The following is a 25061-nucleotide window of genomic DNA, read 5'->3' as shown; positions in this document are numbered from 1 at the left end:
ACAGCGCGGGGGTAGCGTTGCTGGCACGCGTTCAGCGTGTCGGCAGCGGTTGTCTGCATGCACGACGGGGCCAACCACCACAACAAACCAACATGCAGGCACATACGCCTATTCAATCGACGTTCCGCCGTCCGGCCGGGGGAAGCAGAGGTCAATGCGGGCGGCGGCGGACGCATTTTTTACTTTGAGCGTCGAGCTTTCTTTTGCGACGCGCGCGGCGGCCGCCGGGCCGCTGCACGACGGATGCAGCCGGTGGCCGGCTGCGTGCCGAATCGATCGGCAGATCGAAGAAAAAGCGCCCTCGGGCGCTTTTTTCGTGGCCGCGCGGGAATGCGCCGCGCCCGTTCATCGAAACATCAGGACGTTCAGCAGGACGATGTTCGTCGCGAGCAGCGCGAGCGCGGTCGGGATCTGCGTCTTGATCACGCCGTTCTTGTCGGGCAGCTCCAGCAGCGCGGCGGGCACCATGTTGAAGTTCGCGGCCATCGGCGTCATCAGCGTGCCGCAGTAGCCGGAGAACATCCCGATCGCGACCATCACGGCCGGATCGCCGTGGAACACGTTGACGAGGATCGGCACGCCGACGCCGCCCGTCATCACCGGAAACGCGGCGAAGCCGTTGCCCATCACCATCGTGAAGAGCGCCATCCCGATGCAGTAAACGGCGACCGCGACGAACCGGTAGTCGAGGTTCACGTACGCCGTCGTCAGGTGCGCGACCGCCTTGCCGACGCCCGCGTCCGAGAACACGAGCCCGAGCATGCCGAGCATCTGCGGCAGCACGGCCGCCCACGACAGCGCGTCGACGAGGCGCCGCGCCTCCTGCAGCGACTGGCCGACCGAGTCGCGCGTGATCCGGCACGCGAAGCCGAGCGCGATCACGCAGCCGATGCCGAAGCCGATCAGCGTGACGTTCTTCGGATCGACGAGCGGCGCGCCGCCGACGTGCAGATGGCTCGCGGCGAGCGTGACCGCGACCGTCACGAACGGGATCGTGAGCGCGGGCACGAAGAGGCGGTTGCCGATGCGTGCGGCGCTCGCGCGGCGGGCTTCGTCGGACGGCAGCTTCGGCTTCGCCGCCGTCACGCCGCCGAACCCCGCGATCAGCGCCATCACGATCACGAGCGCGCCGACGAGCTCGACGGGCAGCTTTTCGCCGACGATGAAGACGAGCGCGTAGAGCAGCCAGAAGCCGCCAGCGGTGAAGCGGCGCGGATGCGCGCGGTCCGTGACGATCGTCGCGCCGACCGCGAGCAGCACGAGGCCGACGAGCCAGAACAGATAGTTGATCGTGAGCGTCATGCGCGGCCTCCCTGGTCGGCGGCGGCGGCATTCGCGGCGCGCGGAGCGGTCAGCGCTCGCAACTCGCGTTCGAGCCTGCGATCGAGGAGCCACAGCCGGAAGCCGTGGATCAGGAACGCGGACAGGGCGGTCGGAATGCCCCAGAGCGCGACGTGCATCGGTTCGACGACGATGCCCGCCTCCTTCAGGAACGTCACCATCAGCACGATCGCGCCGAATGCGACGAAGATGTCCTCGCCGAAGAAGAGGCCGACGTTGTCGGTCGCGGCCGCATACGCGCGCAGCCGGTGGCGGATCGCGTCGGGCAGCGGACCGAAGCGGTTCTCGGCCGCGCCTTCGGCCATCGGCGCGATCAGCGGCCGCACCATCTGCGGATGGCCGCCCAGGCCCGTCAGGCCGACGGCCGCCGTCAGCTCGCGCACGAGCAGGTAGATGATGAGGAGGCGTCCCGCCGTCGCGGCCTTGATGTTTGCGATCCATGCCTGCGCGCGCTCGCGCAGCCCGTGCCGTTCGAGGAGGCCGATCACGGCGAGCGGCAGCAGGATGATGAGCGGGATGTTGCGGGTCTTGAGGAAGCCCGTGCCGATCGCGGCGAGGATCCGCTCGGGCGGGAAGTGCGCGCTCGCGGCCGTCGCGATCGCCGCGGTCGCGACGATCAGCATCGGATTGAAGCGCAGCGCGAAGCCGGCGATGATCACGGCGACGCCAATCAGCGGCCATAGACTTACGGTGCCTTGCATGAACATTCTCCTGACATGGGTTGACGCGCGCCGTCTTCGGGCGGCGCGCGGCGGCTTGCGATCGGCGCGCGGCCGTCGCGCCGATGGGCCTTCGCGGCTCTGACGGCCGCTCGGGACTGCGGGGCGGGCGCGCCGCTGGTTGCGCGCGCCCGCCCGATCCAGGCGGCGGCGAAGGCTGTCGCGCGCGAGCGTGGGCGCGCGCCGGCCTTCGCCGCGTCGGCGAATCGTTCGTGCGGCGGGCGTGGCCCGCCGCATGCAAGGCGTAATGTGTGCCCGGCGCGTGGCGCGCGCCGGGCGGTTCTCATGCTTCGTGGCCGTCCATCGCGCGCCGCGCGGGCCGGCCGGGCGGTCGCACGCGCAAGCCGGGCGCGCGGCGCGCGTTGGCGCTGCCGCCGCCCGGACGACCCGGCATGTCGCGCGTGGCGCAATGCGCACGCGCGCGCGGCGTCGGCAAGCCGCTCGCGCCAGGCCGGGTCGCTGCGTCTACGAGCGCCGCCGGCTGCGCGTCCGGTCCTTACGCGCGTTCCCTCGCGTGCACCGCGCCGGGCGCTTGCACGTCGATGCCGGCGGCTTCGAGCGCCGCGCGGATCCGTTTGGCGAACGCGAGCGCGTGCGGCCCGTCGCCGTGCAGGCAGACCGTCTGTGCGTTGAGGGGCACCCATTCGCCCGTGACCGCGCGCACGCGCTGGCCGCGGACCATTTCGAGCGTGCGCGCGAGCATCTCGTCCTCGTCGTCGACGAGCGCGCCCGGCTGGCTGCGCGGCACGAGCGAGCCGTCCGCGCGATAGCCGCGGTCGGCGAACACTTCCTCGACGGCGGCGAGCCCCGCGTGACGCGCGGCGTCGACGAAGCCGCTCTTCGCGAGACCGAACACCGTGAGCGACGGATCGAAATCGTGGATCGCGGAGACGACCGCGTCGGCGATCTCGGGATCGCGCGCGGCCTGGTTGTACAGTGCGCCGTGCGGCTTCACGTGCACGATGCGCCCGCCTTCCGCCAGTGCGATCGCAGACAGCGCGCCCAGTTGATACAGCACGCCCGCGTAGATCTCGCCTGCAGGCAGGTCCATTTCCTTGCGGCCGAAGTTTTCCGGATCGTGAAAGCTCGGATGCGCGCCGATCGACACGCCCTTCTTCACCGCCCAGCGCACGCAGTCGCGCATCGCCTGGGCGCCGCCCGCGTGCCAGCCGCACGCGATGTTCGCCGACGTGACGAGGTCGAGAAGCGCCTCGTCCGAGCCGCACCCTTCGCCGAGGTCGGCGTTCAAATCGATTTCCATGATGTTTCTGCCCAAACGTTCGCGACCGGCCGCGCAACTGCACCCGGCCCTTCAATCATGCCGCCACTCCGCGCGCGGCGAGCGCACGCTGCAGCGCCTCCTCGCGCATCTCGATCGCGATGTCGATCTGCCGCAGGTACGCGCGCTCGGCGGCGAGCGCGTCGCGCGCGGCCGCCGCGGTCACGCGGATGAAGCGGATCGGCAGGTTCAGGCGCGCCTGCGCAAGCTTCCAGAGGTCCGCGCGGATCACCGCGCCGATCCGCGGATAGCCGCCCGTCGTCTGCGCGTCGTTCATCAGCACGATCGGCTGGCCGTTGCCCGGCACCTGGATCGTGCCCGGCAGCACCGCGTGCGACAGCATGTCGCCCGGTTCGGCGCGCTCGAGCTTCGCGCCCGAAAGCCGGTAGCCCATCCGGTTGCTGTTCGGCGTGACGACCCATTCCTCGTCCCAGAGCGTCTGCTGCGACGCCGGCGTGAAGCTCGCGTACTGCGGACCGGGCAGTACGCGCACGGGCATCGCCCAGGCGGCGTGCGTGTGCTTGTGGCGGCGCGGCTGCTCGTCGACGCGCGCGAACGCGCACCACGCGGGCGCCTTCACGCCGAACTCGGGCGCGTCGGGTCCGACGCACGCGGGCGCGCCGGCAGGCGGCGTGCCGACGGGCAGACGGTCGCCGTCGCGCAGCACGCGGCCGCCGAGGCCGCCGAAGCGCGACGCGAGATCGGTGCTGCGCGAGCCGAGCATCGGCAGCACGTCGATGCCGCCCGCGATGCACAGATAGCCGCGCATCCCGCGTTTCGCGACGGGCAGCGTGAGCGTCTGGCCGGCCGCGACGGGCATGCTCCACCACGAGTAGATCGGCGCGCCGTCGAGCGTCGCGCCGAACTCGGTGCCGGTGATCGCGATGCGCGTCGCGCGCGGGAAGCGGAACGACGCGGGGCCGAGCGTGATTTCGATCGCGGCGGCGTCGGGCCGGTTGCCGACGAGGCGATTGCCGACTTCGAGCGCGAGCGAGTCGAGCGCGCCGCTCTGCGCGACGCCGAGATGGCGATAGCCGCGGCGTCCGAGATCCTGGATCGTCGAAAGAGGGCCGGCGCGCAGCACTTCGATGCCGCCCGTGGCTTGGCGTGAAGTCATCCGGTATGCACCCCTGCGACGGTGAAGCGCACGCGGTCGCCCGGCTGCAGGAGCGTCGGCGGCGTGCGCGCGGGATCGAAGAGGGCGAGCGGCGTGCGGCCGATCAACTGCCAGCCGCCCGGCGCGGCGGCCGGATAGATGCCCGTCTGCTCGCCGCCGATGCCGACCGAGCCGGCCGGCACTTCCAGCCGCGGCGCGGCGCGGCGCGGCGTGTGCAGCGAGCCGTCGAGGCCGCCCATGTACGTGAAGCCCGGCTGGAAGCCGAGGAAGAACACGATGTAGGTGCCGCTCGAATGGCGCCGCACGACTTCGTCGCGCGTGAGCCCCGTGTGCTTCGCGACCGCGTCGAGATCGGGACCGAACGCGCCGCCGTACTCGACGGGGATCTCGACCTCGCGGGCGCTTTCGGCGACGTCGTCGGCGTCGCGCCACGCGGTCTTCATCAGCGGCGCGAGCGCGTCGGCCGTCGTTTCGAGCGGGTCGAACACGATTGTCAGATTATTCATCCCGGGCACGATGTCGACGACGTGCGGCCAGCCCGCCGCCGCGCTCGCGACCGCCCACACGCGGCGCTGGCATTCGAGCGTCGCGGGAGGAGGCGCCTCGCAGACGAGGGCGGTATCGCCAAGCGGGTAGATGCGTGGAGTGGTCATCGATGGCAGGCAAGCGACGTTAGGCCGGATGGAGAATACATTATCAATAAAATGTCGATAACTTATCGTCAAAAATATCTGGCGGACGCCGCGCAAACGATCTTGGCGTACACTTTCGCGCACCCTCGACTCACGTCCGCCGATTCGCCATGCAGCGTCATCCGACCAAGATCGTATCGTCCGAACATCTCGTTTCCGAGACAAGCGCGGAGCTGTCCGAGCTCGAATATGCGCTCATCATGGCGGGAAATGCGTTCAATCGGTGGATGGTCAGGTGCATGGCGGCCGCAGGGGCGAAGGACATGACGGCGGTCGAAGTGTCGCTGCTGCACCACGTGAGCCATCGGGACCGCAAGAAGAAGCTCGCCGACATTTGCTTCGTGCTCAACATCGAGGACACGCACGTCGCGACGTATGCACTCAAGAAGCTGGTAGCTAGAGGGTACGTAAAAAGCGAAAAGACAGGCAAGGAAGTGTTCTTTGACGCGACCGACGCGGGCCGCGCGCTCTGCCTCAAGTATCGCGACGTGCGCGAGCGCTGTCTGATCGAGACCCTGAAGGACAGCGGGCTCACGAACGAGCAGATCGGCGACGCCGCGCAGTTGCTGCGCCACGCGTCGGGGCTGTACGACACCGCGGCGCGCGCGGCGGCGTCGCTGTAGGCGGAACGGGCCCACGGGGGCGCGGGCTCGCCGGGCTTCGCGGTCCGAGGGCGATTGCGCGGCGCGTTGGTGCGTTGGTGCGTTCTTTCGCCCGCGATCGTTTGACGGAGGCCCACCGCGCGCCGCGCGCCGCGCGCCGCCCGCCGCCCGCCGCCCGCCGCCCGCCGCCCGCCGCCCGCCGTCGTCGCGCCGAGTCGCGCCGAGTCGCGAGCGGCTTCGGGAGCGCCGCTCGCGCGTCAGCCGTCCGACCGGTGGGTCTGCGTCTCGGTGACGATCCAGTCGAGCGGCAGATCGTGCGCTTCGCGCGGCAGCGCGTGCACGCCGCACGCGTCGTACGCGACGCCGACCGTCGCGGGCCGCGCGGCGCCGGGCCACGCGGCGAGCGTGCGGTCGTAGTAGCCGCCGCCGTAGCCGAGCCGGAAGCAGCCGTGATCGAAGCCGACGCACGGGATCAGCAGCAGGTCCGGCACGAGCCGCGCGCCCGCCGCGGGCTCCTGAATCCGGTGGCGGCCTTCGCGCATCGGCGCGTCCGGCGTCCATGCATGGAAATCGAGCGGCGTGCGCGGCTGGCCGATCACGGGCAGCGCCGCCTGCCGGCTTGCGTCTTCCGCGAGCCACGACGCGATCGTGTCGCGCGCGTCGAATTCGCCCGGCAGCGGCCAGTAGAAGCCGACCGTGCGCGGCGCGCAGTCCGCGAGGATCGCGAGCACGCGCCGCGCGAGCGCGTCGTGCGCGAGCGGCGAGCGATTCGCGTCGAGGCGGCGCTGCGCAAGCGTTTCGCGCAGCGTTTGCTTCGGATTCGGCGCCGGGGCGCGTGCTATGCTTTCGCTCACTAGAGTGCTCCGTTCACAACGATGTCAACCAGCCTTTTCCGAGTATATCGCGCGGTTGCGGCGTCCCTCGTCGCGGCCGTGCTGGCCGCGGGGACGGCAGCCTGCGCCGCGCAGACCGCCGACGACATGTCGTCGAACGACGACCAGGTCTTCGTCCAGCTGCGCGAAGCCGCGCGCAGGAACGATCCGGTGCGCGCCGCGCAACTCGCGTCGACGATCCCGAATTATCCTGCGCCGTCGTATCTCGAATACTTCCAGATCAAGCCGCAGCTGTTCGATTCGTCGGGCCACGCGCGGCTCGACGCGCCCGACGCGCCGGTGCTGTCGTTCCTGTCGCGCTACGACGGCCAGGCGATCGCCGACCGGATGCGCAACGACTACCTGCTCGTGCTCGGCGCGCGCCACGACTGGCGCAGCTTCGACGAGCAGTACAAGCGCTTCGTGCTCGACGACGACACGCAGGTCAAATGCTATTCGCTCGAATCGCGCGCGGCGCGCGGCGAGAACGTCGCGGACATGGCGCGCGAGCTGCTCGTCGAGCCGAAGGTGTACGGCGACGCGTGCGTCGATCTCATCACTGCGCTCGCGACGAACAAGCAGTTCTCGAGCGACGACGTGTGGGCGCAGGTGCGCCTCGCGTACGAGCAGAACTACACGACGCTCGGCGGCAAGATCGCCGACGCGCTCGGCCCGCGCCCGGTCGGCTTCGACCAGGCGACGAGCGCGCCGCCGCTCTTCCTCGCGCGCGGCGTCGGCGCCGACGCGACGTCGCGGCAGCTCGCGCTCCTCGCGATCACGCGGATGGCGCGCAACGATCCGGAGACGGCGGTGGGGCAGCTCACGTCGCTCGCATCGACGCTGTCGGCGACCGAGCAGGCGATCGGCTGGGGCGAGATCGGCTATCAGGCGGCGATCAAGCGCCTGCCGCAGGCGGCGTCGTGGTACCGGCGGTCGATGGACGCGCCGCTCACGAATCCCGCGTACGAATGGCGCGTGCGCGCGGCGCTCCTCGTGGGCGACTGGCCGATGGTGCGCCGCTCGATCGAGCAGATGCCCGCGCCGCTGCGCGACGACACGACGTGGATCTACTGGCGCGCCCGCGCGCTGAAGGCGAGCGGCGACACGCTGCAGGCGAACCAGGAATTCGAGCGGATCGCCGGGCAGTTCAACTTCTACGGGCAGCTCGCGGGCGAGGAGCTCGGCCAGAAGACGGTGATTCCGCCGCGCACGAAGGTGACGGACGCCGAGATCGACGCGATGAGCAAGGTGCCGGGCTTCGCGCTCGCGCAGCGTTTCTACGCGCTCAATCTGCGGCTCGAAGGCAATCGCGAATGGAACTGGCCGCTGCGCGGCATGACCGACCGGCAACTGCTCGCCGCGGCCGAGTACGGCAAGCGCGTCGACCTGCTCGACCGCACGGTCAACAGCGCCGACCGCACGACGGCCGAGCACGATTTCTCGCTGCGCTATCCGTCGCCGTACCGCGACATCGTCGAACGCTACGCGCGGACCAACGGGCTCGACATCGAATGGGCGTACGGGCTGATCCGCCAGGAGTCGCGCTTCATCACGAACGCGCGCTCGTCGGTGGGCGCGGGCGGCCTGATGCAACTGATGCCGGCGACCGCGCAGCTCGTCGCGAAGAAGCTCGGCCTCGGCACGGTCACGCGCGCGCAGATGCACGACATCGACACGAACGTGCAGCTCGGCACCTGGTATCTGTCCGACATCTATCAGAAGTTCGACGATTCGGCGGTGCTCGCGACGGCGGGCTACAACGCCGGGCCGGGCCGGCCGGCCCAGTGGCGGCAGGCGCTCGCGCGGCCCGTCGAGGGCGCGATCTTCGCGGAGACGATCCCGTTCAACGAGACGCGCGAATACGTGAAGAACGTGCTGTCGAACGAGACGTACTACGCGGCGCTCTTCGAGAAGAAGCCGCAGTCGCTGAAGGCTCGCCTGGGCTTCATCGCGCCGTAACGCGCATCGCGAACGTCCCGGAACGCAACGCACGCATTCCGGGCGTATTCGGGGTTTCGTGTGGGTTTCGCCGCCGCGCGTCGCGCGGCGGCGCGCTTTGGTGAGGCACGATCATGCAGGGCCAGACCATCGCCGTGCTCGGCGGCACGGGCTTCATCGGCAGCAGGCTCGTCAACGCGCTCGTCGGCGCGGGCGCGCACGTGCGGATCGCGGCGCGGCACCGCGAGCATGCGCGGCATCTCGCGATGCTGCCCGTCGAGATCGTCGAGCTTGCCGCATTCGACGTGCGCGAGCTCGCCCGCTTCGTCGCGGGCGCGCATGCGGCCGTCAATCTCGTCGGCGTGCTGCACGGCGGGCGCGGCACGCCGTACGGCGAAGGCTTCGAGCGGCTGCACGTCGCGCTCCCCGCGGCGCTCGCCGCCGCATGCATCGAAGCGCACGTGCCGCGTGTGCTCCACGTGAGCGCACTCGGCGCCGATCCGCACGCGCCCAGCATGTACCTGCGCTCGAAAGGCGACGGCGAGGCCGCGCTGCACGCGCAGGCCGCGGCGGGCGTGCTCGACGTCACGGTGTTCCGGCCGTCGATCGTGTTCGGTCCGGGCGACGCATTCCTCAACACGTTCGCGCGGCTCCAGCGGATCTTTCCGGTGGTGCCGCTCGCGATGCCCGATGCGCTGATGCAGCCGATCTACGTCGGCGACGTCGCGCAGGCGATCGCGAACGCGTGCGCGCGCGACGCGACGCGCGGCAAGACCTACGAGCTCGGCGGGCCGCGCACGTACCGGCTCGAGGAGCTCGTGCGCTACGCGGGCAGGCTCGTCGGCCGCAGCGCGCGGATCGTCCGGCTGCCCGACGCGCTCGCGCGGCTGCAGGCCTGCGTGTTCGAGATGCTGCCGGGCGAGCCGCTGATCACGCGCGACAATCTCGCGTCGCTGTCGGTGCCGAGCGTGATGACGGGGCCGATCGCACCCGAGCTCGGGATCACGCCCGCGAGCCTCGAAAGCATCGCGCCGACCTACATCGGCGATGCCGCGATGCGCTCGCGCTTTTCCGACTGGCGCGCGCGCCGGTAACCGCGCGGAACGTCCGCGGCCGCCGCGGGCCGACCGAACCGTCGACAACTACAGGATGAACCCATGAAACTCGTGATCGGAGACAAGAACTACTCGTCGTGGTCGATGCGCCCGTGGGTGCTGCTGAAGCACTTCGCGATCCCGTTCGACGAAGTGATGATCGGGCTGCGCCTCGACGACACGACGGCGCGCATCCGCGCGCATTCGCCGTCCGGCAAGGTGCCGTGCCTCGTCGACGACGACGGCGGCGCGGTCTGGGATTCGCTCGCGATCCTCGAGACGCTCGCCGAGCGCTTCCCGCAGCACGCGCTGTGGCCGCGCGATCCGGCCGCGCGGGCGACCGCGCGCAGCGTGTCGGCGGAGATGCATGCGGGCTTCGCCGCGCTGCGCGGCGAGATGCCGCTCAACGTGCGCGAGTCGCATCCGGGGCGGGGCGCGACGCCCGCCGCGCTCGCCGACGTCGCGCGCATCGACGAGCTGTGGCGCACGTGTCTCGCCGCGTCGGGCGGCCCGTTCCTGTTCGGCGAGTTTTCGATCGCCGACGCGATGTACGCGCCCGTCGTGCTGCGCTTTCGGACGTATGAGCCGCCGCTGTCGCCCGAAGCGGGCGCTTACGCCGCGCGCATCGCCGAACTGCCCGCCGTACGCGAATGGATCGACGGCGCGCGCCTCGAAACCCGCGTGATCGACGTGTACGGGCCGGCTCGATGAATGTCTACGCAGTGGGCGGCGCGATCCGCGACGAATTGCTCGGCCTGCCGGTGCGCGACCGCGACTACGTCGTCGTCGGCGCGACGCCCGAGCAGATGGCCGCGCAGGGCTTCAAGCCGGTCGGCAAGGATTTTCCGGTGTTCCTGCACCCGGACACGCACGAGGAGTACGCGCTCGCGCGCACCGAGCGCAAGACCGCGGCCGGCTATCACGGCTTCCAGTTCTACTACGCGCCCGACGTGACGCTCGAGCAGGATCTCGCGCGGCGCGACCTGACGGTCAACGCGATGGCGCGCGAAGTGAGCCCGGACGGCGCGCTCGTCGGGCCGGTCGTCGATCCGTTCGACGGGCAGGCGGATTTGCGGGCGAAGGTGTTCCGGCACGTCGGCGACGCGTTCGCCGAGGACCCGGTGCGGATTCTGCGCGTCGCGCGCTTCGCCGCGCGCTTCGCCGATTTCGCGGTCGCGCCGGAGACGGCCGTGCTGATGCGCAAGATGGTCGACGCGGGCGAGGTCGACGCGCTCGTGCCCGAGCGCGTATGGCAGGAGGTCGCGCGCGGGCTGATGGAGGGCAGGCCGTCGCGGATGTTCGCGGTGCTGCGCGAGTGCGGCGCGCTCGTGCGGATCCTGCCCGAGATCGATGCGCTGTTCGGCGTGCCGCAGCGCGCCGACTATCACCCGGAAGTCGATACTGGCGTGCACGTGATGATGGTGATCGATCACGCGGCGAAGCAGGGCTACTCGCTGCCCGTGCGCTTCGCGGCGCTCACGCACGATCTCGGCAAGGCGACGACGCCCGCCGACGTGCTGCCGCGCCACATCGGCCACGAGGGGCGCAGCGTCGAGCTGCTGAAGCCGTTGTGCGAGCGGCTGCGGGTGCCGAACGAGTGCCGCGATCTGGCGCTTGTCGTCGCGCGCGAGCACGGCAACCTGCATCGCGTGATGGAGATGGGCGCGGCCGCGCTCGTGCGCCTGTTCGAGCGCGCCGACGCGCTGCGCAAGCCGGCGCGCTTCGCCGAGGTGCTGCAGGCGAGCGAGGCCGATGCGCGCGGGCGCCTCGGCCTCGAGGCGACGCCTTATCCGCAGGCCGAGCGGCTGCGGCAGGCGCTCGTCGCCGCGCGCGCGGTCGACGCGGGGGCGATCGCGCAAGGGTTCGCGGGCGAGTCGGCGAAGATCAGGGATGCGGTGCACCAGGCGCGCGTGAGCGCAGTGGCGGAGGCGATTGGGGAAAGAAAATGAGCCGGTCGAATGGCATTGGCGGCGAGTCTGGCGGCGAGTCTGGCGGCGAGTCTGCCGATTTGGATCCAGTGCCGACCACACGGGAGCCTGGCTCGCCTTGCGTGTGGAAGGCAAAGACGCAAGGCATCGAAGTGTCGCCGGACTTCTTCGTATTTCGACCGACGCTGCGGGCGATCAACGTGCGTTTTCGGACACGATAGCCAGGTCCGGCTTGTTCAATTGATGATCGGCAATTCGCCGGAGCGCGCCGGCTGGAAGGCTGCAAGTCGGTCACGGCCGGGTTCAGGGACGGGCGTCGGCTGGCCATGCGGCTCCGGGCGCGGGAGGCCGCCGACACCGGTCCGTGGGGCGGGGAATATCGGTCGATCGCTGCGCTTCGCCGGCGGCTCCGGGAGCCGGTGATCCCGGCCGCCGCCTTCGCGCGGGACATCCTCAAGATCATTTACGGCCTGAAGGAAGGCGCTCGGCGGGGACGGCCAGCGTCGTCGAATCGCCGCGTTTGCAACCACGCGCGCACGTCAGGACGCGCGATCGCTTTGCGTTCGACAACGCAAGGCCGCGCTCGAGCCGATCCGGCACGCACTGCGCCACGTCATTGCTCGATGGATCGGTGCCCGGCACGATGGGGCCCGCGTGATGAACCAGTTCGCGCTGCGTTACTCCGGACGATTTGATTCCGGCATCCAAGCGTCAACCTGCCTCGCGCACGGAATCCCGGATATCCCTTCCCCTCTCGTGAACGACTTCTTTTCCGCATTCGGGTTCGTGGTGAATGGTTGTGTCATTCGCCGGGTTTCAGATCCGGACAATCGATGAAACCTCCGACCTTCAATTTTCCATTCCAGATTTCCCTATATCGCTTCTTTTCGAATTTGGCTTGATAAATCGGTCTTATCGCCGCTTTCACGATGTTATTGGATCGCGATCCTTTGATTTCTAAAACGAATACTACTATCGATTATTTCAACGTCTAAAATTCAAACTGGCCAGCCAAACCCGATTATCCAACGGGTAATGCTTAACCAGAACAACTATGACTGCCGACACGCTGAGGGGCGTAATTCCTGAATTTGTCGACGCCGAGACCGAACAGATCTTTCGCCGATGCCGCGTGTCGGAAACCGTGTATCAGGCGCGCGCTGCATTATGGGTGGCGGTCATTGCCGCGCTGTCTTTTGCGCTCAACGACATCACGCAGGCCGCACTTGAGCTCGGGTCAGTCATTCAGTTCGGCCTGCGCTTTGCGGCGGTCCTGTGGTCGGCATGGCTGCTGTTGCGGTTGCGTCGGCCGGTAGAGGCCACCACGCTCCAATGCTTGCTGTTGGCTTGGGCAATCGTAATCGACGTGCTGGCGATTGCCGAGGGTGTCGCGAGCCCGTCGAATTTGCTGGTCATGCAGACCGTGCTGTTCGGGATCGTGACTGTCCTGCCGCTGCGCTTCGTGCCGAGCGCCATCAATGGCGCAAGCTTTGCAGTCGGGCTCATCGCGATCCTGCGGTGGCGGTGCGCGGCGACATCGCCGCTGCTCTATCCGCTGTCGATTGCGATGGGTTTCGCGCTTGCCGTTGGCTTGCAACAGGTTTGGCGTGCGGAGCGGATGCGCCGGCAGGAATTCGCGCGTGTGCGCAGCGAGATCCGCCAACGCGAGAAACTGCGGCGTGCCAAGGAGGTGGCCGAAGCAGCCGACCAGGCCAAGACAAGGTTGTTGGCCGTAGTCAGTCATGAGGTACGCATACCGATGAATGGCGTGCTCGGCGTGCTGCAACTGCTGGAAGGTTCGCGACTGGATGCGATACAGCGCCGCCAGGTCGCGATTGCGCGAGATTGCGCCGAACATCTGACCGGCTTGCTCGACAGCATTATCGATTACGTGCGCCTCGGTGCCGTGGTTGATGAGCCGGTTCCGGCCGACTTCGATCCTCGGCAGCTGATTCAAAGCGTCGTCGAGTTGATGCGCACGCGTGCGCTGGCCCGGCAGACGACCATCGACGTTCTCGTCAATCGTGACGTGCCGGAAGCGTTGCACGCCGATGCCGGACGGTTGCGCCAGGTGCTGGTGAATCTGTTGAGCAATGCGGTCAAGTTTACCGAGCGAGGTCGCGTCGGCGTTTCGTTGACCATGCGGGGCAGCGCGGCGGACGAGTTGCAGCTGGAGATCACCGTCGAGGACACCGGGATAGGTATCCCGGAAAACATGCTGGCGCGGATCTTTGACGAATTTACTCAAGCCGACGAATCGATCGGACGACGCTTCGGCGGGGCAGGCTTGGGCTTGGCCGTGTGCCGGCGTGTCGTCGGCATGCTGGGCGGCACGATCACTGCGGCGAGCGAGCAGGGCATCGGTAGTCGGTTCCAGGTCGTGGTGCCGGTGGCCGCGGCGATTGTCGCGGCGCCGCGGGACATACCGGCGTCACCGCCGTCGCGACGCTTGAAGCTCCTCGTCGTCGACGACGACCCGATCAATCAGATCGTGATTTGCGGCCTCCTCGCTCAGGCGGGCCACGATGCCACGCCCGTGAGCAGCGGAGAGGCTGCGGTTGCGGAAACCGCTCGCGAGCATTTCGACGGCGTATTCGTGGACCTTCATATGCCGCGCGTGGACGGTATCGAGACTGCACGTCGCATACGCGCACAGAATGCGCGCGCTCAGGAGCGGGGGGAGATGCCGATTGTCGTGCTGACGGCGGATCTCCTTCGGGCGCAAAGCTCCGGCGTGACGGATGTCTTCACGTCGGTTCTGGCGAAGCCGATCCGGCGAGACGCGTTGCGCCGGGTACTCGAGACCGTGGGCGGCGCGGCTGTCGCGCGGGCCCGGCCTTCAGGCGAGATCGGGTCGACGGACGCAGCAGTGGATCTCGTTTGTCTGAGCGAGCATGCCGACGCGCTTGGCGTTGACGCGGTCGGCTGGCTCGTGCATCAGTTCCGGCATGCCGGGCGACGTTTGCTGAACGACCTCGGCGAAGCCGTCGCGGAGCAAAACGCAGATCGAATCAAAGCGCTTTCACACCGGCTGACGAGCTCGGCTGTGGCACTGGGGCTGGTGAGACTCGGGCGGTTCGCCGAGCGAGTGAAACAGGCGGCCGATCGGAGCGACGCATCGGAGCTTCCCGTTCTCCTCATCGCGCTCGACGTCGAATTCGAACACGCCTTCGAAGCATTGCGCAAAATCGCGCGCGACGCGCGGGGGGCGCGACGCAGTCGTCAACTGCCCCGATTCACGACGGCATCGAGCCGGTAGCCGATTCCGGCTACCGTGCCGATCGGGCAGCGCATTCCGCCGGCGTCGTCGGACATCTTGCGGCGCAGTCGCGCGATCAAGGTGTCCACGGTACGCGAGTCCGTCGCGCGCTCGCGCTTGCTGACCACTTCGAGCAGATACTCGCGCGTGAGCGTCGTGCCGCGAACCATCACGAGCGCGGCCAGCAGATCGAACTCGCGCGGGGTCAGGGGCAGCACGGCGCCGCCCGACAGCGCCAGCTCACGGCGCCGAAGGTCGATCAGCCAGCGGTCGAAAGTCAGCACCGTATCGACCGGAGCGATCTCGCGATACAGCCGCTGCCGGCGCAACAGGGCGCGCACGCGGGCGAGCAGCTCGCGCAGCCGGATCGGCTTGGTGATGTAGTCGTCGCCGGCGGTTTCCAGGCCGAGGACGCGATCGAGGTCGCCGTCGCGTTGCGTCACGAAGATGATGCCGGCGGTACTGTGCTCGCGCAGCTCGCGGGCAAGAGAGATGCCGTCGCCGTCGGGAAGGTTGATGTCCAGCAGCAGCACGTCGGCCGACGCGGCGCGCAGCGCCTGGCGCGCTTGCGCGACGTTGCCGCTGGTGAGGAGATCAAAGCCGGCGCCGCTCAGGTAGCGGGCCAGCATCGTGCGGGTAATGGGGTCGTCTTCGACGACGAGAATACGTCCCGGCGAAGCTTCCATGGTTTCTCCTTCGGGATAACCAATTCAGGCAATCGATTCGCGGATTGAAAAATTCAGCCCCGATTCCACCGTTGACGTCAGCCGACAAATTGCAGTCGCCATGTTACGCGGAGCGCAATCGAATGCGTGAAGTTCGCCGGCCGTCGTGCGGCCGTTTGCCGCGACGGCTCTATCGTTCCGTGACGCCGTGTCGTATGTGATGTGAACAACGATTGACAACGGCTCGCTTGTCTCATTCGATTCCACGCAGGCCCTGCATACTTCATGCACCTGCGATGGTTTGCGGTTGCGGCGCGCCGTCGTTGCGAAATGCCAATTCATGCGGGGGAGACGCCTGATGTGGACTGTTCCCGGATCCGACATCAAAAATGCAAGGCTGCCCGCCGATGTCGGGCAATCGATGAAACCCGGCATCCGCATCTCGATGCCGGAATGATCGAGTCGTCAACGTCCGAACGAGGCCAACGACGTGGAATCGCTGTTGCGAAGCGTCTATCGACCATATCGAACGCTTTCGGATCTGCTCGAATCGCTGGTGCGCGCATTCGTCCGGCAACTGGGCCTGGGGAGCGCGTCCTTGCGGCTGCGCGGCGTGGGCGTCCTTCAGTTGAATCGCAGCGGCGAACAGTTCGATCTCGCATGGCTCGAGGAAGCGAACGTCGACGCACATACTGCACCGGCCGCGCATTCGGCTCGATTCCCAGTGACATATGCGGGCGAGCAACTCGGCACGCTGCGGCTGAATGGACGGGGCGCCGCCGATCGATCGGACGCCTTCGCCGAGCGGGGAGCCGCCTTTGCATATCGCTGCGCGTTGCTGTGCAAGCGCTATGACGTGCAACGGTGGGCTCAGCAACGTCTGAGCCGCAGCTTGTTGCTCGTGGGCGTGTCCGAGCCGTTGCACCATGTCGAGGTTTTCGTCGAAAAGGCGTCGTACAGCACGTTGCCCGTGTTGCTCACCGGCGAGTTCGGCACCGAGAAAGCCCTGTTGGCGGCGGCGCTGCATTGTTGCGGGCCTCGGCGGGACGGGCCGTTCGTCGAAGTCAACTGCGCCGATCCCGCCGGCGAGCCGGCGCAATGGTTCAAACAGGCGGCGGGCGGCACCTTGTTCTTCAACGGCATCGACGAGCTTGCTCCCCGGCTTCAGAACCAGCTGCGGCAGCATCTGCACTCGCGGCTCGGGCAATGGCTGGTGGTGCCGGACGAGTGCGAGGTGCGCGTGGTCGCGTCGACGACGTCCGACTTGCGAAGATGCGTGGAAGAGGGGCGATTCTCGCAAGCCCTGCTGGCCGAACTGGATTTCCTGTCGGTGACGGTGCCGTCGCTTCGCCTGCGCCCGGACGACATCGCGCCGCTGATCGTCGCGGCGCTCGAACATCATGGCTATGTCGCGGAGCGCAAGTGCAGCGACGCGCTGCTCGAGATATGCCGGCTCTATGCGTGGCCGGAAAATCTGTATGAGCTGGAGCGCGTGATCGCGCGTCTCGCGGTCATGACGGGCGATGCCGCGATTGGCCGCGCGGATGTCGCGCTTCACGTGCCGTGGGTGATTTCGCAACCGCGCAGCGAGCGTGTCGGCGCGACGCGCGTCGCCGATCGAGACGACGAGACGTCACGGCGCACGATGGCGCCGGATGTCGCCACGTTGCGATCGTCGGCGATGCCGGCCCACTGGGCACGGTGTGCGATGACGCGCAACGGCGCGGAGCTGGCGCGATTGCATAAGGCGCTGCGCAGGGCGCTGCTTTATCTTGGTGAACATTACGCCAATCCGATTTCAATGGAGCAGTTGGCGCAGCACGCCCACGTGAGTCCGTCGCATTTGAGCTATCTGTTCCGTCACACGTTGAATGTCGCGTTCAAGCCGCTGCTCCAGCAAATTCGCATCGAGAAGGCGAAGGAAATGCTGATGCGCGACGACTGTCCGCGCGTGACCGAAGTCGCGCTGAGCGTTGGCTTCGGCGACTTGAGTCATTTCGAAAAAAGCTTCAGGCGCATCGTGGGGTTGAGTCCGCGCGAATTCAGGAGTTCGGTTGCGTGACGGGCCGCTGTCATCGCGATATGGACGGGGCGGACGGGTCTTTCAGGTTCGACGCGCTCAGGTCGATCTGTATCGTTCCCGGCATCAGCTCACAGTTTTGCAGGTGTTGCCACGCCATGGCGCTTGCATAGCCGCAACCGGCGGGCGTGACGGCGGGGAATGCGTCAAGGGCGCCTAAATACGGTTGCCGGTTCGTCGTCGGCACGTTCCATGCCCAGATGCGCAATTCGGGCGATGGGCTCAGACCGGCCATCAGCGTTGCCATCGAGGCGGCCAGATTGTGCGAGCAATAGATGCCGGGTTGATATCCGCTCTTCATGATCCCGATGGCCCACTCGCCGAGATAGGCCTGGGCATTGTTGTCGAGAGGGCTGCCGTCTTCCCAGTCGATGTATAGGTAGCAGTCGCGCGGGAAGCCTTCGGAACCTGCCAGTTGAGCGGCTTGTGAGCCGTCGGTGGCGCCTTGGGCTTTGGTCAGATTTTTCGATCCTGATTGCAGGCCTACATAAATGGGCAGCAGCCCCCAGCCTTGATCGATCAACGCCTGGCGGTTGCTCATCCAACTTTTGTCGGGATGGTTCGGCGTGGGAGCCAGATAGTAGCCGCACCAACTGAGGTTGCTGTTGGACTTCAGCCAGTCCAGTTGCAGTTGGCCGGGGAAGATTTTGGTGTCGAAGCCAGCATAGAACGACATGGTGTTGCTCCTTTTCGATGGCTCGCGGCGGCGAACCGTTCCGTAGACAGTTAGGATGCGGAAGGTGCGGACGGGTTTTCCAGCGTCGATGAGCTCAAGTCCACCTGCATCGTCCACAGCATCAACACGGCGTTGGTCTGGTATTGCCAGGCCGTCGCGGTCGAATAGTCGGAGCCGGCGGGGTCTTTGGCCGGAAAGTCGCTGACGGCGCCTGAATACAGATGTGGCTCGTCGGTCGGCGCCTTCGTCGCCCAGATGCGCGGCTTCGCCGCAGCTTTGTCCATCAGCGACGCGATGGACGAGGCCAAGGCAGTCGAGCAGTGGGCGCCCGGCATATAGCCATTCTTCTGCACGGTGTCGGCCCACGCGCTGAGATAGGTCTGGGCGTTACCGGGAAGGCTGCTGCTTTTCCAGTCGATGAACACGTAGGCGTTCCGTGGAAATCCTTCTTTACGCATCAGGTCGGCCGCTTGCTCGCCGTCCGTTTTACCTTGCTGTTCGGGATTCGAATTAGTCGGATCAGTCTGTTGGCTCTTATAGACGGGCAGCAGGCCCCAGCCTTGTTTGATCAGGTCTATGCGACGGCCTTTCCACTGGTCGGCGAGAGGGTAGCCGCACCAACTTAGGTTGGTGGCCTTCTTCAACCAGGCGAGCTGGTCTAGACCAGGGAACTCGTCGATGTCGAATCCTGCGTAGAAGGTCATGCCATTGCTCCTTTTTTGACGGCGCGCGGCCTCGCCAGGCGCTCGATCACACCACGGGAAGCAGCGTTTTCAGCGCCTCGTATTGCCGTGAGATTACGTTGCGGATCAGGTAGTCTTCGATCAGTGCCGCGGCGATCTTGCGTTGCGCGGCAATTTCCGGCAACGACGCAAAGTTCACGTAGGGGTTGACCGCGTCGCGCCGGAACGGCGCTTCGCCGGGAGTTGCGGTGGTAATGGACAGATAGGTGGTCGCCTTCCCCTCGTCGAACGCCACCATCGTCAGTTCGTGGGTGATGCCGGTAGCGCGCGGCACGCCGTAGGCCCGGTAGCGAACCGAATGCTCGGCCTCGGCGCTCTTGGGCCCGTCGAAATGCAGGCCGAACCGAGCCAGGAACAACGTGCCGAGCGCATCCACTTGCATCGGGGTTCGCACGCGAATCACGGCCGCCCTGAACACGCCCGACAGCCCGATTTGCCTCGGCGTCAGGTATTCGTTCTCCTCCAGGAAGCGGATCAGCACCAGATCGTCGCTATACGCCGCTTCGAGCGCGCCCTCGACGACGTCGGGCACGCCCTTGGCAACTTCATCGACGATTTCCCTTAGCTCGTTTCGCCCTCTGTCGAAGTCTTTCAGCCACGAGAGGCTAACGAGGCCATTCTCAGTGAAGCTGTGGTCTTGTTCCGCCGTTCTTTGGGCAATGCAGTCCATCAGGCTGCGCGCTAGCTTGAACGCGGCGTCCTTGTCTCTCAGAATGGCGTCTTTCAGATCGCCGCCGTATTTTTCGATGCACTGGGTGACGTTTTCCTTGTGCACAGGAGGGTTTGCGCCGATGTTCGCCACTCCGGCCATCTTGCTGAGTATGTGTCCGATTTGTTCTTGGTTGCCTATTTGTTCTTGGCCGCCTAGCATCCAGATTTGCTTGAAGCGCTTGAAGCGCCTTTCGAGCTTATCCGGATGACGCGAGCTGCCGTCCGCGATCTCGCACAGCATCGTGGCGATTTCGCGCAGGTGGTACATGATGTCCGGCAACGGCAGGAACACGAGGGTGCCGTCCTCATTGGGGCGATCCACTGCGACCGCCTGGTCGGTGACGGTGACCTGCCCCTGAGCCAGTTCCTCCCAGACTGCCACCGCCTCGATCGTGTCGCGCCGCGGCAGCGTGACGTCGATCAGCTCCATCAGAACCGGCTTGCGAATATCCCCCACGTTCCATTGATCCTGCGACTGGGGATTCAGTGTTGCGTGCCAAGTGTAGCCGAGCCGGTGCAGGATGAACGGCCGGATCGCGTCATTGAGCAGGATGCCTGGGATGCGTTCCGGGTGGTCGATGTCTGGCGCAGACACCCGGCGCCGGTCGTTGGTCCAGAGCCCCAGTCGCTGCTGGTCGAACACCTGCCGAAGCGACTGCGGGTCGTCATACTCGAGCGCATAGGCTGAGTAGTTCACTCCATTGAGATCGGCTCGCCGCGTCGTCCAGCGCGCGACCGTTCCGTCGGCAAAGTCTCCGGCCGCCAACGCGATATCTACGCCGGCCTGGATCATCGTGTCCGTCACCAATTCCTCCAGCAGGCCATAGATGATGGCTTGCAGCGGCACCGGCGCCCACGGATCGACAATGATCTGCGTATCCCAGTCCGACGTGCCGCCGCCGTTTTGCATCGCAGCTTCTCCGTGAGGGTCGAGTACGCATTCGAATGCATTGCCGCCCTTCATGTAGAACTTCACCAGTTCCCGACCCGGGGCAACGTGGTACTTCTCCTGTAGCGACCGGTTCAGTTCGGCGATGCGGGCATCGATCTCCTGCAGCGCCTCCAGGACCTGGCTGCGGATGGCTGGCGTCGCGATGCCGGCGGGCGTCGCCACATCGTTGATCTGCTTGGTCAGCCAGGCGCTCATCGCACGCCGTGCCGATCGCTGTTCGGGCGTTTCTTCCATACATGCTCCTGGACTAAGTTCCAATGACAGCGCTCGAACGATCTTGCCGCATCACGACGAATTCATCATCGGCAGTCCAAAAGACATCGGCTTCGTTCTGCGGCGGTTCGATCGCTACCTGGCGTGACGCGAAGCCGCCCGCCGCGAGCGGCCCTCTTTTGAAGCCGAGGATGTTCTTGCGCTACTCCGCCCGAGATGTTGAGGCCCCCGCCGCCGCAGCGGCCATCGCTTGCTCCGCCTGTCGCTGCGCCTCTTCGGCCGCACGGGGCCCGGCTTCTCCGGCTTGCCGCAAAGCCTGAGCCACGGCGGCTTCGCCGGCGGCCGCGCCGCTCAGCGCGGCCGCGAGCGCCTGCTCCGCCAGCGTCATCGCTTCGCGCGCGGCATGATCGCCATCGGCTGCGCCTGCGTGCGCCGTGCTGTTCAACGCGGCCCGCATCGCCTCGTCGCTGGCCGCGACCGCGTGATCGACGGCCTTTTGCGCCTGCATCTCGGCGATCTGCGAAATGGACTCGGGAAGATTCGGTGTCGACTCGTCGTTTTGGGGATTCATCGCTCGCCTCGCTTTTTCGACGCCGGAACCGCAACGGTGGAAACGACATCCGTCTTTCCGCCGGTGTGCAATGCGCGCAGCGATTCCAGCAGCGCCAGTTTGGCTTCCACGACCATCTGCTGAGCCTTCGCGCGCGCTTCCTTGCGCATGTCGGCGACGGCGGCGTGCGGGTTCGTGAATTCAGCCGGTACGTCGGCCGGCGTGATGGACGGCGCGACGCCGGAAGGGGCACGCACGCTCAGCCGCTCGGCCGCCGCTTGCGAGTCTTCCGGCCGTTCGGATGCGTTCGAAATCGGTATCTTGGGAATGCTCACGATACGTTCTCCTGTTCTGCGATTGCGGTTTCCGTCACGGCGGGCGCGAGCGCTGCCGGCGCGGTTGGTCTCGCGCCGAAGTCGTTCAGCGAAATCACGCCGTTGCCGCTCAACTGCAATTCAGCACGCAATTGAGCGGACTCGATGGGGAACAGACAGGTCGCGCCATCCTGGCCCATCGTGCCGCGGTCGGGCTGGTGGGCGGCCAGAAACGACTGTGCCGCGTGCATGAAGAGCTCGACGATGCGCTTGGCCGCTTCGCCGGTCTCGCCCTTGTAGGCGGTGTGCTGAACGATCTGCTGGGCGCCTTGCGACAGCCTCGCAAAGCCCACCATTCGGCCTTGAGCGAGCCAGTTGCGCACGGTCTGCGCGACGTCGGACGGACCCGCCAGGCCCTGCACCTGCGGACAGTCCAGTGCGCCGAAAAGAATCGGCAGCAGCGCTTCCGAGGCGTCCGTAGCCGCGGCTTCGCGCCGCTCGGGCGTGGCGGCGCTGCTGTTCAGTTGTTGCGCGTAGTCGAGATAGAAGCGGTAGAAGTCGCAGAATTCGAGCACGGTGCGCGCCTGCTTCAACGCGAACGATGCGGCCTCCTGCTGCAGCGGCTGTTGCCGTGCGCCCTGCGGCAGGTGCATCAGGTTCGTGACCGCCAGGCTGTCGTCGAAGCCGAGAGCCTGGAACAGTGGCGCCGACTTGACGCCCAACTGCGCGAGGAAGCTGACGCCCGCGGTCAGCTCGTCGCGGGTGACGAGACCGTGTTCCGAGAGGACCTTCGCCACTTGCGCGGCCACGACGGAAGAGCCGTCGCCGCTCTCGGCGCGCGCGAGGGTGTTCAAGTCGGCTAGGCTCAGCGTCATGAGCTTGACCGGGCTGATCGTCAGCCCGAGCTGCGGCAGCAGCGTGTAGCGCGACGCGTGCAGCCCTCGCTGGACCGTGGCGATCAGCTCCGTCTCGTCCGCGAAGTCGTAGCGCGCCGACGGCGCGGTGGCGGCCCAGACCAGCCACTCTATGCCGCCGTCGACGAACGCGAGCGCGAGCCGTCCGATGTCGGACAGCGCGTTGGGCAGCGGTATCAGCTTGCCGGCAACGGATACGGTCATGGCGATGCTCCTTGATCGGACTGCGGGGGCTTACGGGTTCGCTTCAGCCGGCCGGGAATCCCTTGAGCACGGTCGCGGCGGCCGAGCCGATCTTCGCGTAGTCGTCGGTTGCGGACTTCATCATCTCCTGCGCCTGGGTGAGCGCCGTCGCGTATTGCGGCTTGCCGGTGGCGAGGAGCTGCGCCATCGCCACGCCGGCCGCCGTCGTCGCGATCGTGGTGATGTTGCGCAACGCGTCGGTCGCGTCCTGCACCGCGAGCGCGGTCGATTGGGCGACCGACTGATAGGCCTTGCCCGCGCCGCTCGTCAACACCACCTGCGGACTCATCGTCGCGAGCTGGCTCTGGTTGATCACGTCGATGACTTGAGAGTTGACCTTCGAGGGATCCATGACATTTCCTTCGGTGGAGTGAGTGTGTCAGCAGGCAGCGCGAAATCCTTCAATTCTTGCCGCTCGGTCCGCCGTGGTTCGGCGTGTCGCTGCCCGGCTTCGACAGCGCGACCGTGACCGATTGCGCGAACTGGTCCAGCGCATACTCGGCGTCGCCCGCGTCCTTCACGGCCGTGTCGGCCGAGGCCTTCAGCTCGTCGAGGGCGGCCTTGGCTTCGCCGAAGGCCGTCTCGCTTTCCTTGACGGCGGCTTCCACGACGGAGGCCGGCGACATTGATTCGTCGGGCCCCGGCAGCGGATGCACTTCGGGCGGCGGTGGCGGCGCGGGCGGCGGAGGTGGAGGCGGCGCCGGGAACGGCACGGCGAGGATCTTCGCGCACGCAGCCGTCAGCGCGGCCGAATTGATCATGCCGGCGCTTTGCTGGCGATTCACCGCGTTGTGCATGGCCATGCCGAGCGTTTCCAGCAGGACGGCGTCGAGCATGCCGAACGCTTGTGACGGCGATTGGCCGGTGGTCAGCGTGACGACGTTGCTGACGGCGTCGACGATTTGACTGTTGACGGTGCTGTCATCGGTGCTCATGGCGATTAGCTTCCCTGTTGGCTTCCCTTTGCGATGATCAATGCGAGAACCTGGGTCGTGGCCGCGCCGGCGATGACCTGGCCTCGCTGCTGATTGGCGACGGCATTGCTCATCGCGATGCCGATGCTGTCGGCCATCGCGAGATAGGTCATGGCCATCGCGGCGGCGGCCGTTTGATCTACGGCGAGCTGTGGCATCGCGCGGGCCGGTGCTGCCGGGTACCCGATAGCCGATGCGCGCGACGCCCGCGTGCCCCAGTGCGTCGGCCGCGGGCGTCAGGCGCGGTTACCTCAGCCCGAGAATCTCCGCGGTGGCAGCGCCCGTGGTGCCCGTTTCCACCGTCAGCAGCGTGGACACGGCCTGCGTGGTGGATGCCTGCATCGTCACGTACGATTGCTGCTGATTGTTGGTGGCGTTGTGTGCGGCGTTCGACAGCGCCTGGCTCGTTGCCACATACAGGTTGCCCATCGCGACGGATGGCGCGTCGCCCAGCACCTTCGTGTTGACTTGCGCAACCGAGTCGGTGATCTGGCTGTTGACTGAAGTGGGAAATGCCATGATTCATGCTCCTTCATATATGGATGACAGGTGGAGGTCGGTGATCAACGCATGGGCTCTCAGCCGAGGATCTTCTTCGTCGCCATTGCCGTACTGCCGGTATCCAACGAGTACAGCAGCGCGACACCCATCGTGGTCGCAGCCTGTGCCGTGACGTACATCTGTTGTTGCGCCAGCGTCGCGTTGTGCGCTGCGTTGGCCAACGCCTGCGCCGTGGCCTGATACAGGTTGCCCATCGCAATGGACGGAGACACCCCCAGCACCTGGGTGTTCGCCTGCGTCACCGAATCGGTGATCTGGTTGTTGACGGCAGTGGGAAAGGCCATGTGCTCAACTCCTTGGGGTCAACTGTTTCCGGCAATCCTCAGGTGCCGAGGATCTTCGTGGTGGCTACCCCGGTCGTGGCCGTGTCGAGCGAATACAGCGTTGCGACGCCCATCGTGGTGGCGGCTTGCGCGGTGACGTAGCTCTGCTGTTGCGCATAGGTCGCGTTGTGCGCCGCGTTGGCCAAGGCTTGCGCCGTGGCCTGGTACAGGTTGCCCATCGCGATGGCCGGCGCGTCGCCCAATACCTTGGTATTGGCCTGCGTGACGGAATCGGTGATCTGGTCATTGACGCTGGTCGGAAAAGCCATGTCGGGCTCCTCAATGGTTTATGGGCTTCGGT

General features: G+C 66.9%; 28 protein-coding genes. 7 read left to right on the top strand and 21 right to left on the bottom strand.

Going from position 1 to position 25061, the window contains the following annotated elements; all coding sequences use genetic code 11:
- Positions 1 to 345: 345 nt before the first annotated feature.
- The 5 genes from BG90_RS06785 to pxpB all read right to left on the bottom strand — a co-directional run bounded on the left by BG90_RS06785 (position 346) and on the right by pxpB (position 5109).
- Positions 346 to 1302 carry a DUF979 domain-containing protein gene (locus BG90_RS06785; protein WP_025989593.1) on the bottom strand — a complete coding sequence of 319 codons (957 nt, stop codon included), beginning with the start codon at positions 1300 to 1302 and terminating at the stop codon, positions 346 to 348.
- Positions 1299 to 2042: a DUF969 domain-containing protein gene (locus tag BG90_RS06780; protein WP_025989594.1), complete on the bottom strand. Its 744-nt coding sequence runs from the start codon at positions 2040 to 2042 to the stop codon at positions 1299 to 1301. Before BG90_RS06780 ends, BG90_RS06785 begins: the two co-directional genes overlap by 4 nt.
- A 514-nt stretch (positions 2043 to 2556) precedes the next feature.
- Positions 2557 to 3321: a 5-oxoprolinase subunit PxpA gene (gene pxpA, locus BG90_RS06770; protein WP_010101023.1), complete on the bottom strand. Its 765-nt coding sequence runs from the start codon at positions 3319 to 3321 to the stop codon at positions 2557 to 2559.
- Between the two features lie 55 nt (positions 3322 to 3376).
- On the bottom strand, positions 3377 to 4456 hold the full coding sequence (locus BG90_RS06765) for a 5-oxoprolinase subunit C family protein (RefSeq protein WP_010113403.1): 1080 nt from the start codon (positions 4454 to 4456) through the stop codon (positions 3377 to 3379).
- Positions 4453 to 5109, bottom strand: coding sequence for a 5-oxoprolinase subunit PxpB (gene pxpB / locus BG90_RS06760; RefSeq protein WP_010113405.1), 657 nt, complete (start codon positions 5107 to 5109; stop codon positions 4453 to 4455). Before pxpB ends, BG90_RS06765 begins: the two co-directional genes overlap by 4 nt.
- Positions 5110 to 5258: 149 nt before the next feature.
- On the opposite strand from pxpB, the gene BG90_RS06755 reads away from it, so the two are divergent.
- On the top strand, positions 5259 to 5771 hold the full coding sequence (locus BG90_RS06755; protein ID WP_010113407.1) for a winged helix DNA-binding protein: 513 nt from the start codon (positions 5259 to 5261) through the stop codon (positions 5769 to 5771).
- Positions 5772 to 6007: 236 nt separating this feature from the next.
- Here the strand turns inward: BG90_RS06755 and BG90_RS06750 are convergent, their stop codons facing one another.
- Complete coding sequence (locus BG90_RS06750; RefSeq protein WP_025989595.1) at positions 6008 to 6604, bottom strand: 5-formyltetrahydrofolate cyclo-ligase; 597 nt, start codon at positions 6602 to 6604, stop codon at positions 6008 to 6010.
- A gap of 21 nt (positions 6605 to 6625) precedes the next feature.
- Between BG90_RS06750 and BG90_RS06745 the strand changes: the two genes are divergently transcribed.
- From BG90_RS06745 to BG90_RS06730, 4 genes are all read left to right on the top strand, one after another.
- On the top strand, positions 6626 to 8581 hold the full coding sequence (locus BG90_RS06745) for a lytic transglycosylase domain-containing protein (RefSeq protein WP_025989596.1): 1956 nt from the start codon (positions 6626 to 6628) through the stop codon (positions 8579 to 8581).
- A 113-nt stretch (positions 8582 to 8694) separates the two neighbouring features.
- Entirely contained in the window at positions 8695 to 9654 is a 960-nt protein-coding gene (locus BG90_RS06740; protein ID WP_010113420.1) for a complex I NDUFA9 subunit family protein, read from the top strand.
- Positions 9655 to 9717: 63 nt separating this feature from the next.
- The gene (locus BG90_RS06735; protein ID WP_010101032.1) at positions 9718 to 10365 is read left to right on the top strand and encodes a glutathione S-transferase family protein; all 648 of its coding nucleotides are present in this window, start codon (positions 9718 to 9720) and stop codon (positions 10363 to 10365) included.
- Complete coding sequence (locus tag BG90_RS06730) at positions 10362 to 11603, top strand: multifunctional CCA addition/repair protein (protein ID WP_010113422.1); 1242 nt, start codon at positions 10362 to 10364, stop codon at positions 11601 to 11603. The genes BG90_RS06735 and BG90_RS06730 overlap by 4 nt, the downstream gene beginning before the upstream one ends.
- Before the next feature lie 438 nt (positions 11604 to 12041).
- Here the strand turns inward: BG90_RS06730 and BG90_RS34790 are convergent, their stop codons facing one another.
- Positions 12042 to 12290, bottom strand: coding sequence for a hypothetical protein (locus BG90_RS34790; protein ID WP_124072315.1), 249 nt, complete (start codon positions 12288 to 12290; stop codon positions 12042 to 12044).
- A 346-nt stretch (positions 12291 to 12636) separates the two neighbouring features.
- On the opposite strand from BG90_RS34790, the gene BG90_RS06725 reads away from it, so the two are divergent.
- Entirely contained in the window at positions 12637 to 14841 is a 2205-nt protein-coding gene (locus tag BG90_RS06725; RefSeq protein WP_010113425.1) for an ATP-binding protein, read from the top strand.
- Here BG90_RS06725 and BG90_RS06720 read toward each other — a convergent pair.
- Together BG90_RS06720 and BG90_RS34785 are read right to left on the bottom strand one after the other, a co-directional pair.
- Positions 14805 to 15527 carry a response regulator transcription factor gene (locus BG90_RS06720; RefSeq protein ID WP_025989597.1) on the bottom strand — a complete coding sequence of 241 codons (723 nt, stop codon included), beginning with the start codon at positions 15525 to 15527 and terminating at the stop codon, positions 14805 to 14807. The genes BG90_RS06725 and BG90_RS06720 overlap by 37 nt on opposite strands.
- Positions 15528 to 15551: 24 nt before the next feature.
- On the bottom strand, positions 15552 to 15941 hold the full coding sequence (locus BG90_RS34785) for a PH domain-containing protein (protein WP_144411688.1): 390 nt from the start codon (positions 15939 to 15941) through the stop codon (positions 15552 to 15554).
- Between the two features lie 55 nt (positions 15942 to 15996).
- On the opposite strand from BG90_RS34785, the gene BG90_RS06715 reads away from it, so the two are divergent.
- Positions 15997 to 17568, top strand: a complete 1572-nt coding sequence (locus BG90_RS06715) for a helix-turn-helix domain-containing protein (protein WP_010113429.1) — start codon at positions 15997 to 15999, stop codon at positions 17566 to 17568.
- Positions 17569 to 17578: 10 nt separating this feature from the next.
- Here BG90_RS06715 and BG90_RS06710 read toward each other — a convergent pair whose 3' ends face one another.
- The 12 genes from BG90_RS06710 to BG90_RS06655 form a co-directional block, all read right to left on the bottom strand.
- Positions 17579 to 18262, bottom strand: a complete 684-nt coding sequence (locus tag BG90_RS06710; RefSeq protein WP_010113431.1) for a glycoside hydrolase domain-containing protein — start codon at positions 18260 to 18262, stop codon at positions 17579 to 17581.
- A gap of 50 nt (positions 18263 to 18312) precedes the next feature.
- On the bottom strand, positions 18313 to 18966 hold the full coding sequence (locus BG90_RS06705) for a glycoside hydrolase domain-containing protein (RefSeq protein WP_010113433.1): 654 nt from the start codon (positions 18964 to 18966) through the stop codon (positions 18313 to 18315).
- A gap of 46 nt (positions 18967 to 19012) precedes the next feature.
- Complete coding sequence (locus BG90_RS06700; protein ID WP_010113435.1) at positions 19013 to 20863, bottom strand: hypothetical protein; 1851 nt, start codon at positions 20861 to 20863, stop codon at positions 19013 to 19015.
- 220 nt (positions 20864 to 21083) lie between these two features.
- Entirely contained in the window at positions 21084 to 21452 is a 369-nt protein-coding gene (locus tag BG90_RS06695) for a hypothetical protein (protein WP_010113439.1), read from the bottom strand.
- Positions 21449 to 21766, bottom strand: coding sequence for a hypothetical protein (locus BG90_RS06690; RefSeq protein WP_010101048.1), 318 nt, complete (start codon positions 21764 to 21766; stop codon positions 21449 to 21451). Before BG90_RS06690 ends, BG90_RS06695 begins: the two co-directional genes overlap by 4 nt.
- The gene (locus BG90_RS06685; RefSeq protein ID WP_010113441.1) at positions 21763 to 22863 is read right to left on the bottom strand and encodes a hypothetical protein; all 1101 of its coding nucleotides are present in this window, start codon (positions 22861 to 22863) and stop codon (positions 21763 to 21765) included. Before BG90_RS06685 ends, BG90_RS06690 begins: the two co-directional genes overlap by 4 nt.
- Positions 22864 to 22906: 43 nt before the next feature.
- Entirely contained in the window at positions 22907 to 23254 is a 348-nt protein-coding gene (locus BG90_RS06680) for a hypothetical protein (protein WP_010113442.1), read from the bottom strand.
- Positions 23255 to 23303: 49 nt separating this feature from the next.
- The gene (locus BG90_RS06675; RefSeq protein WP_010113443.1) at positions 23304 to 23837 is read right to left on the bottom strand and encodes a RebB family R body protein; all 534 of its coding nucleotides are present in this window, start codon (positions 23835 to 23837) and stop codon (positions 23304 to 23306) included.
- A 5-nt stretch (positions 23838 to 23842) separates the two neighbouring features.
- Positions 23843 to 24034: a RebB family R body protein gene (locus tag BG90_RS06670; protein WP_010101052.1), complete on the bottom strand. Its 192-nt coding sequence runs from the start codon at positions 24032 to 24034 to the stop codon at positions 23843 to 23845.
- Positions 24035 to 24122: 88 nt separating this feature from the next.
- Positions 24123 to 24395 (bottom strand): RebB family R body protein, encoded by a 273-nt coding sequence (locus tag BG90_RS06665; protein ID WP_010113444.1) that lies wholly within the window; start codon positions 24393 to 24395, stop codon positions 24123 to 24125.
- A 59-nt stretch (positions 24396 to 24454) separates the two neighbouring features.
- The gene (locus tag BG90_RS06660) at positions 24455 to 24721 is read right to left on the bottom strand and encodes a RebB family R body protein (protein WP_006024228.1); all 267 of its coding nucleotides are present in this window, start codon (positions 24719 to 24721) and stop codon (positions 24455 to 24457) included.
- Between the two features lie 38 nt (positions 24722 to 24759).
- Positions 24760 to 25029: a RebB family R body protein gene (locus BG90_RS06655; RefSeq protein ID WP_010113445.1), complete on the bottom strand. Its 270-nt coding sequence runs from the start codon at positions 25027 to 25029 to the stop codon at positions 24760 to 24762.
- Positions 25030 to 25061: the final 32 nt, after the last annotated feature.

It is taken from the genome of Burkholderia oklahomensis C6786 (assembly GCF_000959365.1).
GTDB classification, from domain to species: Bacteria; Pseudomonadota; Gammaproteobacteria; order Burkholderiales; family Burkholderiaceae; genus Burkholderia; species Burkholderia oklahomensis.
The sequence above is the reverse complement of the archived record's forward strand: the minus strand, read 5'-3'. Positions and strand labels throughout refer to the sequence as shown.